This is a genomic window from Pseudoalteromonas sp. LC2018020214 (genome assembly GCF_016598755.1).
Lineage (GTDB): Bacteria > Pseudomonadota > Gammaproteobacteria > Enterobacterales > Alteromonadaceae > Pseudoalteromonas > Pseudoalteromonas distincta.
On the sequence record NZ_CP066804.1, the window covers coordinates 3213355 to 3231717 of the forward strand.

The following is an 18363-nucleotide window of genomic DNA, read 5'->3' on the forward strand; positions in this document are numbered from 1 at the left end:
CGAATAACAAATTAATTACGATTCGAAAAAATTCACCGTGTGAGGTTTTATTTTTATTATAACCTGATCATTATTTTCAAATGACTGGCCATATTGTGCAGCAACTTCAATTTCTTGTTCATCAATAACAAGCGAATAAACATACGCCGAACCAATAAAGCGACGACTTATGATTGTAGCTCGCTTGCTGAATTTGTCACTTTGGTTATCTGCCACTAATTCTATTTGATGAGGGCGCACATATATAAGCCCTGCACTTACATTATGCTTACTCTCAACATAAGATTCGACTAAACCAAATGGTGTTTTATATTCAGTTGCGGTTAACACTTCTGCGCTTAAGTATATGCCCTGACCCAGAAACTCTGCAACCTCCTTTGAACATGGAGATGCAAAAAGCTGCTCAGGCGTGCCTTGTTGCTCAATTTTACCGCGATGCATAATGGCAAGTGTATCTGAAAACGCAAACGCCTCTTCTTTTGAGTGTGTAACAAACACAGCAGATACTTGAGTTGCCTTAATAATTCGACGTATATCGGCAATTAATTCAAAGCGTACTTGTGTGTCGATGTTTGAAAAAGGCTCATCAAGGAGTAATAAACTAGGTTTATAAGCTAATGCACGAGCGATAGCGACGCGTTGCTGTTGGCCACCCGATAACTGATGTGGAAACCTGTCAGCACAGCCAATTAAATGCACAAGCTTAAGCATTTCATCAACGCGTTGCTGCTTTTGAGCTTTGCTCATATTACCAAGCCCAAATGCGATATTATTTGCCACCGTTAAATGAGGAAACAACGCATAATCTTGAAACATCATGCCGATGTTACGATGCTCGGGTGAGACAAACGATTGCTCATCACTCACTAATTTACCGTCTATAAAAATAGACCCTTGCTTGGCTTCAATTAAACCTGCAATCGCCTTTAATGTGGTTGTTTTTCCGCATCCACTCGCCCCGAGTAGGCAAACAATTTCGTCTTTACCCACTGTTAAATCTAAATCGTGAATAACCTTTGTGCCGTTATAGTGGTAGCTCACGCCTTGTAAAATTAAACTACTCATTTAACTACGCTGCTCCATAGAACGATTAATAAAATACAAAGGAATAAATCCAACAATAACAATAAATAATGCAGATATTGAAGCAAGCTCTAATTGCTCATCACTCACATACTGAAATACATGAGTAGCTAAGCTTTCAAAATTAAACGGTCTGAGCAATAGCGCAGCTGGCAACTCTTTCATACATTCAATAAATACCAATAGGGCTGCAGTGAGTAACCCTCTTCGCAGTAAAGGTAGATGCACTAAACGCAGCGTTTGCCCTTGGCTTTTACCCATTGATTGGCTTGCCATATCAAGTGATGGACTAATACGTAAAAAACTCGACTCAATTGCTCCGTGTGCAATGGCGTAAAACCTAACAATATAAGCAATAATAATAGTAAGAATGCTACCTGTAAGCAGTAAGCCAATATCTAAATTATACGGCTCGAGCGCTGTGTTAATGGTGTTCTCTAACAATGTAAGAGGTAACAAAACCGCAATAGCGAGTACAGTTCCTGGTAGCGCATAGCCTGTGCTTGCTAAACGCCCAGGAATAAGCGGATACGTTTGCTTTGCCACACGCTGATAAAAAACCACAAAAACACTCAATGTAATGGTTATAACACTTACAACCCCTGCCACTTTTAAACTTTGCCAAGCGTAACTAAAAAACTCTACATCCCATGCTTTATCAAAGTAGGTAATGGCGTAATTTATAAGTACTGCAATAGGAATTACAAAAGCGATAAGTAAAATAAAGCTACAGAATGCCGTTGCGAGCCAAGCAGACTTTCCTTTTAATACATAGAGCGATTCACTATTTACACTTGATTGGCGCTCAAATACCGCTTGGTTTCGGCGACTAAAACGCTCTGCCATTAATGCTAAAAATAACAGCAGTAACATCACACCCGATATTTTAGCGGCCGCTGTAAGTGAGTAATAACCAAACCACGTATCGTATACGGCAGTCGTTAATGTACTCACGGCAAAATAACTCACTGTTGCAAAGTCGGCCATGGTTTCCATACTAATAAGTGCAAGAGCCGCCACAATTGCCCCACGAGAGAGCACTAAGCTGACTTTAAAAAAGCTTTGCCAAGGAGATAACCCCATTAACTGACTAGCTTGTACTAATTTGAATGACTGCTCGCGAAGGGCCGTTTTAAAAATTAAAAATAAATACGGGTAAAGCACCAAGGCAATCATAACGATGGCGCCGGGTAGTGTACGTATATCAAAAAACCAATAGTCGCTAGGCGATTGCCAGCCAAACCATTCTCTCAGTGCTATTTGCACCGGGCCCGCATAATCTAACAAATCAGTGTATACATAGGCAATAATATAGGTAGGCATAGCAAGGGGCAGCATAAGTGCCCATTCAAACTGTTTTTTACCCGGGAAACTACAGTAAGCCGTTAGCCACCCAAGCGGCAAAGCTATGGCGCAGCTCAGGACGCAAACACCTAAAATTAACAATACGGTATTGGTTATGTAATCCCAAAGCACGGTATCCCACAGGTGAGAAAACACCTCAGAGCTACCTTGTAGAGATTCAAAAAGAAGAAAAAACAACGGGGCCGATAGTATTAAGCCAGTCGACCACGCAAAGAGCTGCCATTTAGACAGCTTAAATTTATTAGTCATTAAAGATCGAACTTCACCTCATCAATTAGCTTAAGTGCTAACGGACGATATTTACTAATCTCATCAAGTGGCAAGCTGTCTTCTTTAAAGCTACCCCAAGAGGCAACCAAACTTGATAATTCAACACCCGACTTAACTGGATACTCCATATTTAATGAGGCATACATGTTTTGTGCTTTGCTGTCGGTCATATATTCTATGAGCTTTAATGCATTTTCAGGGTTTTTAGCGTATTTGGTAATAACCGCACCCGATACATTTATATGTGAGCCACGATTAACTTGATTCGGAAAGTTAATATTTACGGCCTCTGCCCAACCTTTTTGTTCTTTATCTTCTAGCATTTTGCCAAGGTAGTAACTATTACCTAATGCCAAGTTACATAAACCTTCTTTAACAGCTTTAACTTGAGCACGATCGTTACCTTGAGGTTTGCGTGCTAAATTAGCCTTAACACCTTCAAGCCACTCTTTAGTTTGCGCTTCACCATGGTGTGCAATCATAGAAGCCACTAAACCTAAATTATATGGATGTTTGCCAGAGCGCGTACAAATTTGCCCTTTGTATTTAGAGTCTGCTAAATCTTCATAAGTGAGCTTAGGTAACTCACCAACTCGCTCTTTTGATGAATATACATTACGCACTCGCTTAGTAAGCGCAACCCATTGGCCATCACCGTCACGAAAGGCGGCTGGAACATTATTATTTACACTGTCACTTTTTATAGTTTGTGTTAATTTTAAATCTTCTAATTGAATAAGCGCGCTAAAGTTAGAGGTTAATACTAAATCAGCTTTACTGTGCTTGCCTTCGCGTTTAACACGCTCAATTAGCCCTTTTTTAGCAAAAACAACATTGGTTTTTATGCCTGTTTGCTTTGTAAAGTCTTCTAAAATTGGCTGAATTAAAAACGGTTGACGAAAAGAGTAGATGTTAACAACATCGTTTGCAAAGACTGGTGCCGATGCAACTACCCCTAAAACAAGTGCAAATACTTTCTTCATTATTCCACCTAAATAACTGTTATTATCAACGAATTCTACCGTGCTCATTCTAAAAGTGCACACTTTAAATAAATGTAAATATGTAAATAACGCCCAAAAAGGAAATACGGTGTAAGAGATCTCTTACGGATGTGACAGCTAATGAGTAAAAAACAAGATAAAAAACAACCTGAAAACAGTTAAGCCTATGAATTATATTAAATTTATTTTTATTACTATTGCAAAAACACTAATTGAATGTAGTTTTATCTCTATTTTAGTTGCTCTATTGCACTATAATTTACGCATCAACCAAGCAATGACGCTTATTGAGTAAAAGGAAATGGACTACTTACTCAACCAACCAATGATTAGGTTATCAGGACAACACGGATTTTAGGACAGGCTCAGGATGAGTATCACAACGCAATGTTGTAAAAAGGACAGCGTCAGGAAGATGCGAAAAGGATAACAACAAGGCTAAGTTGTTCAACAGGATGTTGAAGGAATAAATGGACAGGCCTTTAAGGCAACACAAGGGATTGGTTAAAACAAGGATACACTAGGAAGTGTAATTAATTTACCCTACAGGATGTTTAGGAATTAAAGGATACAGGCCCGGATGGTCTACATTACATAGAACTAAAAAGTAATATAGTAATAAACATGGATTAGTGAAAATTGGAGTTGATTAAGTTCAATTGCAGGATGCAGAAAATTAGAAGATTCCGCAAGCGCGCCTAGAGATAGAGCGCGCTTTTCTTTGTCTAAAATTTGGGTTGAGTAAAGCTCTGAGCAACTATCACTAATTTTTACTGAGTAATATATCGCATCCCTGCCAATCAATGCTAAGACCTTAAAATACTTTATTAATATTTTAAATTTCGCTAAGTTTTTTATTAATTGCGCCGATAACTAAATAACGCAAGGATCATAAATACTCAATGGATATGAATTTTAAAACATCTCAAAGTAATGCCTTTTTATGTAAAGTATCAGACGCAAGTACAGCAAAACCAATTGGTGTATTTAGTGGCCAAACCCCCAACGAAAATCCGTATAAAGCTTTATTTAACCCCAAAGGTTATAACTTTTTAAATATGCCAATGAGTGAGTTTAAAAATATACTTAAGGAAATTATTAAGTTAGAACGCGACATTCGTATTAGCAAGTGGGGTGAAGGTGCTCGACCTGATGAGTTTAGCTATCAACTTAATAGAATAGCAAACGCAATTGCAACGACTCAATTTAATGGCAAAATAGACATTAGCTGCTACTTTTTAAAACGAGTTGAAGAAGCAAAAGAAATGATTGGTGAAGACTGCATCTCGTTTATTCAAGTGCATAATAGTATAAGTCAATTGTATAATACTGTTTTACAATTAACATCTGAAGAAGGCTTCAGAGCTATTCAAAATAAAGCACTTGCTCACTTAAAAAATCAGCAAGCATTTGCTTAACTTCGTAAAATTAATCTTCTAGCGGTCGGCCCTTGTTGCGCTTACCCAATAAATACGCATCACGAAACTTAATAAAATGCTGCTCTAATTTTGTCGATGCATCCATTTCGCCCGCAAGTGCTAATACCATAATAGCCACTTCAGCAGTGCCTAGTTGATGTGCATGAGGGGCTACACGTAATCGGTAATCAGATAGTTTATCAGCAGTAACAGAAAGTACAGGCAAGTTATCTAAATAAGGGCTTTTGCGAATCATTTTTTTAGCTTCGCGCCACGTACCATCTAAGAATATAAATAGCGGCTTTTTACCTGATTCAATAGTCACTTCTGTAATGGCTCTGCCCTCTTCTACATCTTCAGCAGGAAAGACGACCATAGGCTGATACTGCGAATCATTTATTAAAGCTAAAAGAGCGAGGTTAGGATCTGTTCTATCCCATCTAAATGCGTGGTTATCTGGCACTATTTCAGCAATTAAACGCCCTGTATTAGAAGGTTTAAAGCTTTCATTATGATACATCAGTAAGCATACAGCGGCCTTACAATCTGCATGCTCAACACCTTTACAAATACAGTAGTGCTTAGCAATCAGGCATTGTTCACAGCGATCTAATTTACCGCCTCGAGCATTAAACTCTCGACGAGATTCACTTATTTGTTGAGCGCGTAATGCTAGAACTGAGTTTTTCACTGTATTTACCTTCAATTAATTAAGCGCGCATTGTAACGACTTCTTGTTATTTAATCTTATATTTATCTAAGTTAAAAATAGACATAAAAAAACCCAACCGAAGTTGGGTTTTTCAAGCAAATACTAAAAAGTTAAATTACTTCTTTTTAGCTGCTTTTTTGTTTGGTAAATCAGTGATTGAACCTTCAAAAATTTCAGCTGCAAGGCCGATTGATTCGTTCAATGTTGGGTGAGCATGAATTGTAAGCGCTAAGTCTTCACCATCAGCACCCATTTCAATACCTAAACCGATTTCGCCAAGCATTTCGCCCGCGTTAATACCGATCATAGCACCACCGATTATACGGCCACTTTCTTTATCAAAGATAAGTTTAGTAGAACCTTCAGTACGAGCAGATGCAATTGCACGACCAGATGCTGCCCACGGGAATACCGCAGTTTCAACTTTTAAGCCTTGCTCTTTTGCTTCTTTCTCAGTAACACCTACCCAAGCGATTTCTGGGTCTGTGTACGCAATTGAAGGAATACATTTAGGGTCGAAGAAATGCTTCTGACCAGAAATAACTTCTGCAGCAACATGACCTTCATGAACCGCTTTATGTGCAAGCATAGGCTGGCCAACTAAGTCACCAATTGCAAAAATGTGGCTTACGTTAGTACGTAATTGCTTATCAACATTAATAAAGCCACGCTCATCAACGTTTACGCCCGCTTTTTCAGCATCAAGTAAGTTACCGTTTGGAGTACGGCCAACTGCAACAAGTACTTTGTCGTAACGTACTGGTTCTGCTGGTGCGTTTTTACCTTCAAACGTTACGTATAAGCCGTCTTCTTTAGCTTCAACACCAACAACTTTAGTTGAAAGCATTACGTTGAATTTTTTGCTTACATATTTTTGGTAAATTTTGATAATGTCTTTATCAGCGGCTGGTACTAATTGATCAGCAAATTCTACAACATCAATTGCAGAACCTAGCGCACGGTAAACCGTACCCATTTCAAGACCGATAATACCACCACCAAGTACAAGTAGTTTTTCTGGTACGTCTTTAAGTTCTAATGCACCAGTTGAATCAATTACACGGTCATCTTCTGGGATGAAAGGTAAGTTAACTGGTTTAGAACCTGCTGCAATAATCGCGTTATCAAACGTGATAGTTGTAGCGCCGTCTGCGCCTTCAACTACTAAAGTATTGCTGCCAGTGAATTTGCCGTATCCAGATACAACTTTCACTTTACGCATTTTGGCCATGCCTTCTAGTCCACCAGTTAACTGGCCAACTACAGAATCTTTCCAAGTACGAACTTGGTCAAGATCGATTTTTGGTGCGCCAAAAGTAACACCGTGAGATGACATTTCTGCTGCGTCATCAATCACTTTAGCTACGTGTAAAAGTGCTTTAGAAGGAATACAACCAACATTAAGACATACGCCACCTAATGTTTCGCGAGATTCTACTAATGTAACTTCTAAGCCCAAGTCAGCAGCACGGAAAGCCGCAGAATAACCACCAGGACCACCGCCTAGTACAACAACTTGAGTTTTTAATTCGTTGCTCATGCTTTTACCTTAATTGTTTGAACGGGACACTGCCCTAAAATTTAACTGCCATGTTTCTGCAAGGCAGAAAGAGTGAGCAGCGCACAAAGTGATGCAATTCGTACAAAGATTGTATCATTGCAAATGGTAAAAATCCCAGCTAAAAACAACTGGCTGGGATTTGATTCTATTTATTTTATTGCGTATACCAATTTTACTAAACTGGTTACATCACCAACTGGCGAATATCGCTCATGTAACTTGCAAGAGTCACAGTAAAGCGTGCAGCTAATGCTCCGTCAATAACCCTATGGTCGTATGACATAGACAGCGGAACCATTAGTTTTGGTTCAAACTCTTTGCCATTCCATTTAGGTTTCATTTCAGATTTAGATACACCTAAAATAGCAACTTCTGGCGCATTAACAATCGGCGTAAATGCCGTACCGCCGATACCGCCAAGGCTAGAGATAGTAAAACAGCCGCCTTGCATATCAGACGATGTAAGCTTACCGTCACGTGCTTTAACAGATACTTCCATTAGTTCACGTGATAATTCAATAATGCCTTTTTTATCAACATCTTTAAACACTGGCACTACTAAACCATTTGGCGTATCAACAGCAACACCAATGTTAATGTACTTCTTAAGAATTAAACTTTCGCCGTCGCTAGACAGTGAAGAGTTAAATGTTGGGAAGTCTGCAAGTGCTTTAGCCGCTGCTTTCATCACAAACACAAGTGGTGTGATTTTAACGCCAAGCTTTTTCTTCTCGCTAAGTGCATTTTGCTCTTTACGGAATACTTCAAGACTTGTGATATCAGCTTCATCAAACTGTGTAACATGTGGGATTTGTACCCAGTTACGGTGTAAGTTTTTACCTGATAGCTTTTGAATGCGAGACAGTTTTTTCTCTTCAATTTCGCCAAATTTAGCAAAATCTACTTTAGGCCATGGAATAAGACCAAGCTCACTACCACCTGCGCTACTGCCTGCAGATAATTGACCAGATTCAACTTGCTTAACTAGGTTTTTAACGTAGTTTTGCACGTCTTCTTTAACTATACGGGCTTTGCGACCAGTGCCTTTAACGTTAGCTAGGTTAATACCAAACTCACGCGCTAAACGGCGAACAACGGGTGATGCATGAGCATACGCGCTGTTTTCTGTGAAGCTTTCATTACTTGCTTTTGCAGGTGCTGCTTGAGCCGGTGCTGACTCAGTTTTAGCCGCTGCTGCAGGTGCTGATTTTTCAGCTGGTGCAGATGCCGCTGGCGCACTGCCTGCAACTTCAAATACAAAAATTAATGAACCAGTCGATACTTTATCGCCAGCGGCTACTTTAATTTCTTTAACTGTACCTGCAAATGGAGCTGGTACTTCCATTGCAGCTTTGTCGCCTTCAACGTTTAAGATTGATTGATCTTCTGAAACTTCGTCGCCAACGGCAACCATAATTTCAGTTACTTCAACTTCATCGCCACCAATATCAGGTACATTAACTTCTTTAGTGCTTGGTGCTGAACTTGCTGTTGAGCTATCAGCTGGCGCTTCTACAGGAGCCGACTCTTTAGCCGGTGCTGCAGATTCACTTCCTGCTACTTCAAAAACAAACACTAACGAGCCTGTTTTAACTGTGTCGCCAGCGGCTACTTTAATTTCTTTAACTGTACCGGCAAATGGAGCTGGAACTTCCATTGCTGCCTTGTCGCCTTCCACGTTTAAGATAGATTGCTCTTCTTCAACAGTGTCACCAACAGCAACCATGATTTCAGTTACTTCAACTTCATCATCGCCAATATCTGGTACGGTTACTTCTTTAATTGAAGAACCTGTAGAAGCAGCTGGTGCTGCCTCTTCAGATTTAGCTGGAGCAGCGGCTGATGTATTTTCCTCATCAGTGCCTTCACTCTCGCCTTCAAATAAAAATACTAAAGAGCCTGTTGTAACGGTGTCGCCAACGTTAACTTTAATCTCTTTTACAGTCCCCGCTTGAGAAGCAGGTATTTCCATTGATGCTTTGTCGCCTTCAACATTTAGTAATGATTGGTCAACATCTACTTTATCGCCAACGCTTACTAATATTTCGGTTACTTCTACTTCGTCGTCACCAATATCAGGTACTTTAATTTCAATACTCATTGCAAACCTCTTATGCGTACAGTGGGTTAAGTTTGTTAGTGTCGATGTTGAACTTTTTAAGTGCTTCAACAACTACTGACTTCTCAACTTCACCGCGTTTAGCAAGTTCAGATAACGTAGCAACAACAACGTAGCTTGCGTTAACTTCAAAGTGACGACGTAGGTTTTCACGGCTATCAGAACGACCGTAACCATCTGTACCTAACACTTTGTAGTTGCTGCTTGGAATGAATGAACGCGCTTGTTCTGCGTAGTTTTTCATGTAATCCGTTGCTGCAACAGTCACAGAGTCGTTTAATACGCTTGTGATAAATGCTGTTTTTTGCTCGCTTTCAGGATTAAGCATGTTGAAACGCTCAACATCTTGACCATCACGCGTTAGCTCATTGAAAGATGTTACTGAGTAAACATCTGATGCAATACCATATTCTTCGCTTAAGATTGAAGCAGCTTTGCGCACTTCAGTCATAATAGTACCTGAGCTTAATAGCTGTACGTTGGCTTTTTTACCTTCGTAACTTTCAAGCTTGTAAATACCTTTACGAATACCTTCTTCAGCGCCTTCTGGCATAGCTGGCTGATGGTAGTTTTCGTTCATAAGCGTTAGGTAGTAGTAAATATTTTCTTGGTCGTCACCGTACATACGACGAATACCGTCTTGTACAATAACTGCAACTTCAAACGCGTAAGTTGGGTCATAAGAAACACAGTTAGGAACCGTGTTTGCAAGAATGTGGCTGTGACCATCTTCGTGCTGTAAGCCTTCACCATTTAGCGTTGTACGACCCGCTGTAGCACCTAATAAGAAACCACGTGCTTGTTGATCGCCCGCCATCCATGCCATGTCGCCAACACGTTGGAAACCAAACATAGAGTAGTAAATGTAGAATGGGATCATTGGTAAATCGTTAGTGCTGTATGATGTTGCAGCAGCAACCCATGACGACATAGCACCTAACTCATTGATACCTTCTTGCAATACTTGACCTGAAGTTGCTTCTTTATAGTAAGAAACAATATCACGATCCTGTGGCGTGTAGTTTTGGCCATGCGGGTTGTAAATACCGATTTGACGGAATAAACCTTCCATACCAAATGTACGCGCTTCATCTGCAATAATTGGTACGATATTTTTACCAATGCCTTTATCTTTTAATAAGATATTAAGTGCACGAACAAAGCCCATAGTAGTAGATATATCACGCTTTTGCTCTTCAAGTAGTGGCTTAAATGCATCTACTTCTGGCAACGTAAGTTTTTCACTAAAACGTGGAATACGCTTTGGTGTGTAACCTTTAAGCTCATCACGACGCGCATGTAGGTACTTGTACTCAGGTGAACCTTCTTCAAGCTCTAGGTATGGTAATTCTTTTAATTGCTCTTCAGATACTAAGTCATCAAGACCAAGGCGTGAACGTAAATGTGCAACATGCGACATGTCCATTTTTTTCACTTGGTGTGCAATGTTTTTACCTTCAGCTGCTTCACCCATGCCGTAACCTTTTACAGTTTTAGCAAGAATTACAGTTGGACGACCTTTTGTCTCTTCTGCTTTTTTAAATGCAGCAAATAGTTTTGATGGCTCATGACCACCACGCTTAAGCGCAAAAATTTCGTCATCTGTCATATCTGCAACAAGGGCAGCTGTTTCAGGGTAGCGACCAAAGAAGTGCTCGCGCACATATGCGCCATCTTTAGCTTTATAAGTTTGGTAATCGCCATCAATTGTTTCGTTCATCAATTGTAGTAATTTACCTGTTGTGTCTTTAGCAAGCAGAATATCCCAACCGCTGCCCCACACTAGTTTAATTACGTTCCAGCCAGCGCCTTTAAACAAGCCTTCTAACTCTTGAATAATTTTACCGTTACCCATAACTGGGCCGTCTAAACGCTGTAAGTTACAGTTAATTAAATAACAAAGGTTATCTAGTTTTTCACGTGCAGCAAAAGAAATAGCACCACGTGATTCCGGCTCATCCATTTCACCGTCACCTAAAAACGCATATATACGTTGGTTTTTAGTGTCTTTTAAGCCACGACCATCTAAGTATTTTAAGAAGCGTGCTTGATAAATTGATGAAATAGGACCTAAGCCCATTGATACCGTAGGGAACTGCCAAAACTCAGGCATCAACTTAGGGTGTGGGTACGATGGTAAGCCTTCGCCATCAACTTCTTGGCGGAAGTTATCTAGTTGCGCAGCCGATAAACGACCTTCAACAAATGCTCGTGCGTAAATACCTGGAGAAATATGACCTTGGTAATAAACTAAGTCACCACCGTCTACATCATTTGGTGCTTTAAAGAAGTGGTTAAAACACACTTCATAAAATGCAGCAGATGATTGGTAAGACGCCATATGGCCGCCTAAGTCGAGATCTTTTTTAGATGCACGTAGAACGATCATAATCGCGTTCCAACGTATAATTGAACGAATACGACGTTCAAGATTTACATCACCTGGGTAAGCAGGCTCTTGATCTACAGGAATAGTATTAACGTAGTTCGTGGTAATACCCGTTGGCATATCAACGCCGTCTAAACGGGCTTGCTCTAATACTTGCTCAAGTAAAAACTGAGCTCGTTCAACACCTTCTTCGCGCACAACTGATTCAAGAGCTTGTAACCACTCTTGTGTTTCTAGCGCGTCTACGTCAATTTTATTGACTTCAGACATATGGAGGTTTCCTTATGTTTAAAATACGAATATTGTTAATTTAATATCACAGCTACTTAATTTGTGTGTTCAAAGTAGTTATGTACTAACTTAATTTTGTTTAGTGCGTCTTAAACTACGTTCAATTCGCGAATGTTCTTTGCCTGCTTCAAGTAGTGCTTCTTCGATAAATGCTAAGTGCGCATTACTTGCTAAACGGGCTTGTTCTGGATTACCGTCAATAACGGCATCCATTAATAAACGCCTGTGTTGGGCTAACTGACTGCTAATATCTGACTTTTTTAATAGAACAGTTAAATTTTGCAATACATTTTGCTCAAGCAGCGCTTTCATACCTCTAACTAAATGCAGTAACACCACATTGTGCGAGGCTTCTGCCACGCTAAAGTGAAATGCATTAATTGCTTTTGCTTTTTGCTGTAAATCATCATTAACTAAGGCAATTTCATCAAAGCTTTGTTTTACTTTGCTAAAATCGTTGCTGGTCCCGCGCAGTGCTGCGTAGTAAGCAGCAATCCCTTCTAATGCATGACGAAATTCAAGTAAATCAAACTGCGACTCAGGGTGTTTACTAATCAAATCAAAAAGTGGATCAGTAAGCCCTTCTTCGAGCTGATTTTTTACAAACGTGCCGCCACCTTGGCGACGCGTAACTAAACCTTTCGCTTCTAATTTTTGAATTGCCTCACGCAGTGACGGGCGAGACACTTCAAATTGCTTTGCTAGTTCACGCTCTGGTGGCAACTTTTCACCTGGTGCTAACGAGCCTTCAAGAATCATATTCTCAAGTTGCTGTAAAATAACATCAGATAATTTTGCTGCTTTAATCTTTAAAGACATGAATCAACGTCCGCGTTGTATAAATACCAAGAGCCCATAAAACGGGGCTTTAAGTAGTATGATTTACCCAAAAGGTAAATTGGTCATACCAAAAATTTTCAATACGGTATCAAAAACACTATTAGCTGTCAATTTACAGGTAGTTTGAGCAATTAAAGTAGCGTAACGCATTTTGAACGAAGATCAAACAATGCGCAATTTGCAAAAATTGCTATAACGTATTTGGGATGAAAACAATTGGTCTGACCAGAGTGGGTTAGAATATTAGCTCTATTTTATAGTACTTAAAAACTGCAGGAAGAGATTAAAGCACCTTACATTGCATAAGGTACTTTATTAAAAAGGTATTAACTTAAGACAGCCCGCCAAATAATGTAAGCAACGCTATTAGTACTAAGTAAAATAATACATTACGCTTAACAAGCTTAATCATACACGTGGCTTCGTAGGTACAGCCGTAATAACGCTTTTCAACTTGCTCTGCAGCAAGTGCAGTACATGTTACTACTTCGCGATTTGGAGATTTAAAGTTAAGTACGTAACGTAGCCAACAGCTTGTGCCTTTATTAAAGTTACCTATTACTAAATAACCAAAGCTGGTGATGCGTGCAGGTAACCAGTCAAGCCAGAACAGTAGTTTATGTATAAGTTTAAAACGCTTAGCAAATATTACTTTATGATCTTCTCGTACTAAATCAGCTAAAGTACGTACCAGTGCATATAAAACTGCGCCCGGCGCGCCTAAAACAACAAACCAAAAAATCACCGCACAGTAAAATCTAAAGTTTACCCATGCTAATGTTTGCCCAAAGGTTTCACCACCATCTTGATCATCAGTACGCTTTTGACCTATTTGCAGCGCATATAAAGATGCAGCAGTACCGTCATCTCGCGTTAAGGCATTTAAGTACGACTTATATAAAGCACGCTGCTTAGCACAACCAAAGCAAACCAAAAGCACAGCAATATTAATAGCTAACTGCCATAGTACAAAATCAGATAAGCAATAAATAAACGCTATTGCTATTACTGGGAGTAAAAGCCAAATTAAAAAGCCCGGTGCAGAACTAAATAACCCTTTGTCACCTAGTAGTTTATTAGAGCGATTTAAATAACCATTTGTGTAGTAGCTTATCTGCCAGTAATCAGACCGAGCCCCTAAACGCTCCAGAATTAATGCAATTATTATAGAAACTAAAATCATGGGAATAACTCTCTTAACTTAGTTGTTCAAGCATATTAAAAAACAATGGCCAATTAAAGCTACTGCCAGGATCGGTTTTACGTCCCGGGGCAATATCGCAATGCCCAACAATACGCGAAGGGGTAATTTTTGAATAGCGTTGTATTATAGATTTACTAAGTGTAGCTAATACTTCGTATTGCGCTAAAGAGTATGGCGTGGTGTCGGTACCTTCAAGCTCAATCCCAATGCTAAAGTTATTACAAGCAGATACGCCCTCAAACTCAGATTGCCCGGCATGCCAAGCACGTTTTTCAAAAGGCACGTATTGTATAACCTCACCGGTGCGCTTTATAAAGCAATGGGCCGATACACGTAAATTTTTTAAGTCACTAAAACTCGAGTGAGCATTGCAGTCAATACTACCCATAAATAACTCATCAACAAAAGGTGTACCAAACTGCCCGGCTGGCAAAGATATATTGTGAATCACCAATAAAGAAATATCAGCCTCATCAGGGCGCTCATCAAAATGCGAACAAGGCCGCTGCGCTACAGTACTTAAAACACCGTTTAAATCTATTTTCATGATACGTTTATTATATAAATATCAAGATATACATAGCACTGATGCTAAAGGATTTATTAAAACAATGATAGTAACAAACAGGTATAAAACCCTACCTGCAAATAATTCAAACCCACACGTAGGTGCTAATTTACGTCCGCTCATGTAACGTAACTTTTGAAATTAAAAGCGAGGTATAAAACCTCACCTACAGATAATACAAACCCACACGTAGATACTAATTTACTATAAGCACTTATCTTTATATTGGTGAAAAGGCAATCGCTTCTCTTTCTTTTATAAACATAGTAAAATTTGCTTAATTTATTAACGCTTATGAGCATTCCATGTCTATTTCGCACACTCTTATTACTCAGCTTGTTACTCTAGCACTTGACGAAGATTTAAATTATCAAACCGCACAAGAAGGCGATATTACCGCGCAATTGATCCCTCAAAATGAGCAAGCAAACGCCAAAGTAATCACTCGCGAAGACTGTATTTTTTGCGGAAAAGACATCATCCTTGAAGTGTTTAAACAAGTAGACCCAAGCGTTGAGGTTAATGTACTCATTAATGATGGCGACGCAGTTAAAGCAAACAACACATTATTTACAGCCACTGGTTCAGCACGTTCAATATTAACCGCCGAGCGCACTGCACTTAACTTTGTGCAAACGTTATCCGGTACAGCCACTACTACAGCACATTATGTAAAAGAGCTAAGTGGTACAACTACGCAATTACTCGATACACGTAAAACCATACCAGGCCTTAGAGCACTTCAAAAATATGCAGTAAAATGTGGTGGGGGGGCAAATCATCGTATTGGTTTATTTGACGCATTTTTAATAAAAGAAAATCATATAGCGGCTTGTGGCACAATAAACAAAGCCGTTACTCAAGCTAAACAAAATCACCCAAACAAACCTGTCGAAGTAGAAGTAGAATCACTCCCTGAACTTAAGCAAGCAATTGAAGCTGGCGCCGACATAATTATGCTAGACAACTTTAGCGTAGAGCAAATTAAGCAAGCTGTAATTTTAACCAATAAGCGCGCAAAATTAGAGGTTTCAGGCAATATGACCCTAGAAACGCTCAAAACTTATTCACAAGCGGGCGTCGATTTTATATCAAGCGGAGCATTAACAAAAAACTTACAATCAATCGATTTATCGATGCGTTTTGAGTGATTTTAAAGCAATAATGGGTAATTAATACCGCTAATTAATTGACAAGTTAAGTAAAAAAGCATTAAATAACCCAAAAGGCTTACTTTGTAACAAATTGTTAAATTAAATCGCTTTTTTATAATAAGATACGTGCTAAATACTAAAATAAAATGGTAGACTAATTCTGTTGTACTATTTTATTTAAAAAGGTAGCCATAAATAACTAGTACCTTTAGTTTTTAAAGACATAATTAAAAACTAAAGCAACTAAACTACTTACTTTATGCCTATACTATTTGTTGCTACAACATGTAGTGCACTTAGTAAACTTTTATAGTTAGTACTAAACATAATGAATTCACATACGGCTTTTGTGTTTCATACTCTAAAGCTAAAGTGTAATAAAATTAATTTTAAGTAAAACTGTAAAGTAAATCAGTTAAATTAAGTGAGGCATTTTGCCGCTTAAGTGATTTAAGTTACAAAAATCTATCCTTTAGGAGAGGAAACATGAAAACAATGACTCAAAAACAACAGGGTTTCACCCTAATTGAATTAATGATTGTAGTAGCAATCATCGGTATTCTTGCTGCAATTGCATTGCCTGCGTACTCTAAATACCAATCGACTTCGAAATTAACAGCAGCCTTAGCTGAAATCTCATCTGGTAGAACTGGTTTTGAGATTGCAAAAAACAATGGTGATACAACACCAACTTTAGAGCAAATGGGCTTAACATCACCAACACAAAATTGCACAATTACACCTGGAGAAACAACAATTGAATGTGTAGTTGTTAATGCTCCTACACAAATCAAAGATGCAAAACTAACTTGGACAAGAACAGACGCTGGAGCTTGGTCTTGTAAAACATCTAATCTTACAGACTCAACGTTGGCACCTAAAACATGTCCACAATCTTAATCATTTCTTGATTACTAAAAGCGCCTAGTTTGGCGCTTTTTTAATGCGTAAGAATCAGCATTCATGAATATAGTAAATATAATAAAACCATCACTCATCAGCTTGTTTTTTCTATGTGTGCTAATACCTTTAATACCCATAATTTCATACGACTACCATAATCACCAACGTATCATCCAAATAGCTTTTTTACTTATCACAAGCCTTTTAGTGCTTACTGCTTTTTTAGGTAATAAAAAACCTACTTTTAAGCTTTCACTGAATAATAAAAGCAGTGTGTTGTACTTAATTTTTATTTTCAGTGGCTGCTTATCTGCACTGATGAGTATGGAGCAAAGTTTTAGCCTGCTGTACACGCTTCATATAAGCTTACTTATTTTAACTATGTATTACGTAAGTACCATAAATGACAAAAGGTCTATTTTATTTATCATTTATGCATTATTGATAGCTCATACGAGCTTAATTTTAATATGCCTACTTAATATAATTTTTACACTTTCTGAGCAGCAACCTTTAAATCCATACATAATTTACTCAGGCTTTATTAATATTCGCTTTTTTAATCAAGTACAGGTATTTATTCTTCCATTTTTAGTGTTACTCCTAAAATTTAAAAGCATACAGCGCATTGTATTTATTATTTTATTTTTAAACTTATTACTTATATTTATTGGGCAAGCTCGCGGGGCTTTACTCTCATTTTTAGTTTTCTCTATTTTTGCTCTCGCTTTAAAAACTACATTAAAAAAACAAGTACTTATTGGATTAGTCTGCCTTGCTTTAAGTTGTATTACTTTTTATGCCCTGGATTCATTAAATAAAGGAGTTACTGAAATACTACGCACATCCTCCTCAGGCCGTATCGAGCTATGGTTTAATACTCTTTCTCACCTATCTTTAAAGCATTTATTTATCGGCAATGGTCCTGGAGTATTTGAAATGTCACTTGGAAGTTCAGCTCCTTACAGTCACCCTCATAATTCATTAATTGAAATTTTAAATGAGTGGGGACTAATCGCCCTTATATGTATTTTAACAGTTGTTTTTACAACCTTTAGAAAAGCGATTACACATTTAAAGCAACATAAAAAAGATATCATTACTGAAAGCCTCTTTTACTCTTTTGCTATAGGTATTACATACTCACTATTTTCTGGTGTGCATGTAATGCCGGTTTCGCAAACACTCTTATTTATAATGTGGGGGTTGCTACTTGGTAGAGTTGATAAAAAAAGAGGCCAAAGCATTTCAATAAATAAATCCTTAAAAACTTTAATTGCCATTTTATTTGTTTTTACATGGTACCTTTACTTACAAAAAGCGATAAGCATATATAATAATATTGACCCAGATAAGGGCTATATTTATGGACCTAGATTTTGGTCCGTAGGACAGCGATTTTAAAGCGCTTCAACTTTTCTACCAAGAATCATTAGTTTAAGTTATGCTTATAATAATGAAGTTTTAAACCAAATTCAGCTG

At 38.4% G+C, this 18363-nt stretch carries 15 protein-coding genes; 5 read left to right on the forward strand and 10 right to left on the reverse strand.

Annotated elements, in window-relative coordinates; genetic code table 11:
* Positions 1-15: 15 nt before the first annotated feature.
* The 3 genes from JG479_RS14300 to JG479_RS14310 are packed head-to-tail and all read right to left on the reverse strand — an operon-like array spanning position 16 to position 3701.
* Positions 16-1065: an ABC transporter ATP-binding protein gene (locus JG479_RS14300; RefSeq protein WP_024597753.1), complete on the reverse strand. Its 1050-nt coding sequence runs from the start codon at positions 1063-1065 to the stop codon at positions 16-18.
* Positions 1066-2697, reverse strand: coding sequence for an ABC transporter permease (locus JG479_RS14305; RefSeq protein WP_200219544.1), 1632 nt, complete (start codon positions 2695-2697; stop codon positions 1066-1068). It lies immediately after the preceding gene.
* Positions 2697-3701, reverse strand: coding sequence for a Fe(3+) ABC transporter substrate-binding protein (locus JG479_RS14310; RefSeq protein WP_165744813.1), 1005 nt, complete (start codon positions 3699-3701; stop codon positions 2697-2699). Before JG479_RS14310 ends, JG479_RS14305 begins: the two co-directional genes overlap by 1 nt.
* 187 nt (positions 3702-3888) lie before the next feature.
* Here JG479_RS14310 and JG479_RS20200 point away from each other — a divergent pair, with 187 nt between their 5' ends.
* Positions 3889-4017, forward strand: coding sequence for a hypothetical protein (locus JG479_RS20200; RefSeq protein ID WP_002957758.1), 129 nt, complete (start codon positions 3889-3891; stop codon positions 4015-4017).
* Between the two features lie 607 nt (positions 4018-4624).
* Positions 4625-5140 (forward strand): hypothetical protein, encoded by a 516-nt coding sequence (locus JG479_RS14315; RefSeq protein ID WP_200219545.1) that lies wholly within the window; start codon positions 4625-4627, stop codon positions 5138-5140.
* Positions 5141-5150: 10 nt separating this feature from the next.
* Here the strand turns inward: JG479_RS14315 and JG479_RS14320 are convergent, their stop codons facing one another.
* The 7 genes from JG479_RS14320 to ampD form a co-directional block, all read right to left on the reverse strand.
* On the reverse strand, positions 5151-5831 hold the full coding sequence (locus JG479_RS14320; RefSeq protein ID WP_200219546.1) for a tRNA-uridine aminocarboxypropyltransferase: 681 nt from the start codon (positions 5829-5831) through the stop codon (positions 5151-5153).
* 136 nt (positions 5832-5967) lie between these two features.
* On the reverse strand, positions 5968-7392 hold the full coding sequence (lpdA, locus tag JG479_RS14325; protein ID WP_002957761.1) for a dihydrolipoyl dehydrogenase: 1425 nt from the start codon (positions 7390-7392) through the stop codon (positions 5968-5970).
* A 205-nt stretch (positions 7393-7597) separates the two neighbouring features.
* The gene (gene aceF / locus JG479_RS14330; RefSeq protein WP_182737053.1) at positions 7598-9514 is read right to left on the reverse strand and encodes a pyruvate dehydrogenase complex dihydrolipoyllysine-residue acetyltransferase; all 1917 of its coding nucleotides are present in this window, start codon (positions 9512-9514) and stop codon (positions 7598-7600) included.
* A gap of 10 nt (positions 9515-9524) precedes the next feature.
* Positions 9525-12191, reverse strand: coding sequence for a pyruvate dehydrogenase (acetyl-transferring), homodimeric type (gene aceE, locus JG479_RS14335; protein WP_200219547.1), 2667 nt, complete (start codon positions 12189-12191; stop codon positions 9525-9527).
* 90 nt (positions 12192-12281) lie between these two features.
* The gene (gene pdhR / locus JG479_RS14340) at positions 12282-13031 is read right to left on the reverse strand and encodes a pyruvate dehydrogenase complex transcriptional repressor PdhR (protein ID WP_002957764.1); all 750 of its coding nucleotides are present in this window, start codon (positions 13029-13031) and stop codon (positions 12282-12284) included.
* Between the two features lie 352 nt (positions 13032-13383).
* The gene (gene ampE, locus JG479_RS14345) at positions 13384-14235 is read right to left on the reverse strand and encodes a beta-lactamase regulator AmpE (protein ID WP_200219548.1); all 852 of its coding nucleotides are present in this window, start codon (positions 14233-14235) and stop codon (positions 13384-13386) included.
* A 13-nt stretch (positions 14236-14248) separates the two neighbouring features.
* Positions 14249-14803, reverse strand: a complete 555-nt coding sequence (gene ampD, locus JG479_RS14350) for a 1,6-anhydro-N-acetylmuramyl-L-alanine amidase AmpD (RefSeq protein ID WP_200219549.1) — start codon at positions 14801-14803, stop codon at positions 14249-14251.
* Positions 14804-15129: 326 nt separating this feature from the next.
* Here ampD and nadC point away from each other — a divergent pair, with 326 nt between their 5' ends.
* From nadC to JG479_RS14365, 3 genes are all read left to right on the forward strand, one after another.
* Positions 15130-15975 (forward strand): carboxylating nicotinate-nucleotide diphosphorylase, encoded by an 846-nt coding sequence (gene nadC, locus JG479_RS14355; protein ID WP_200219550.1) that lies wholly within the window; start codon positions 15130-15132, stop codon positions 15973-15975.
* A gap of 489 nt (positions 15976-16464) precedes the next feature.
* Complete coding sequence (locus tag JG479_RS14360) at positions 16465-16878, forward strand: pilin (RefSeq protein WP_200219551.1); 414 nt, start codon at positions 16465-16467, stop codon at positions 16876-16878.
* Positions 16879-16941: 63 nt separating this feature from the next.
* The gene (locus JG479_RS14365; RefSeq protein ID WP_200219552.1) at positions 16942-18285 is read left to right on the forward strand and encodes an O-antigen ligase family protein; all 1344 of its coding nucleotides are present in this window, start codon (positions 16942-16944) and stop codon (positions 18283-18285) included.
* The last annotated feature ends 78 nt before the right edge of the window (positions 18286-18363 follow it).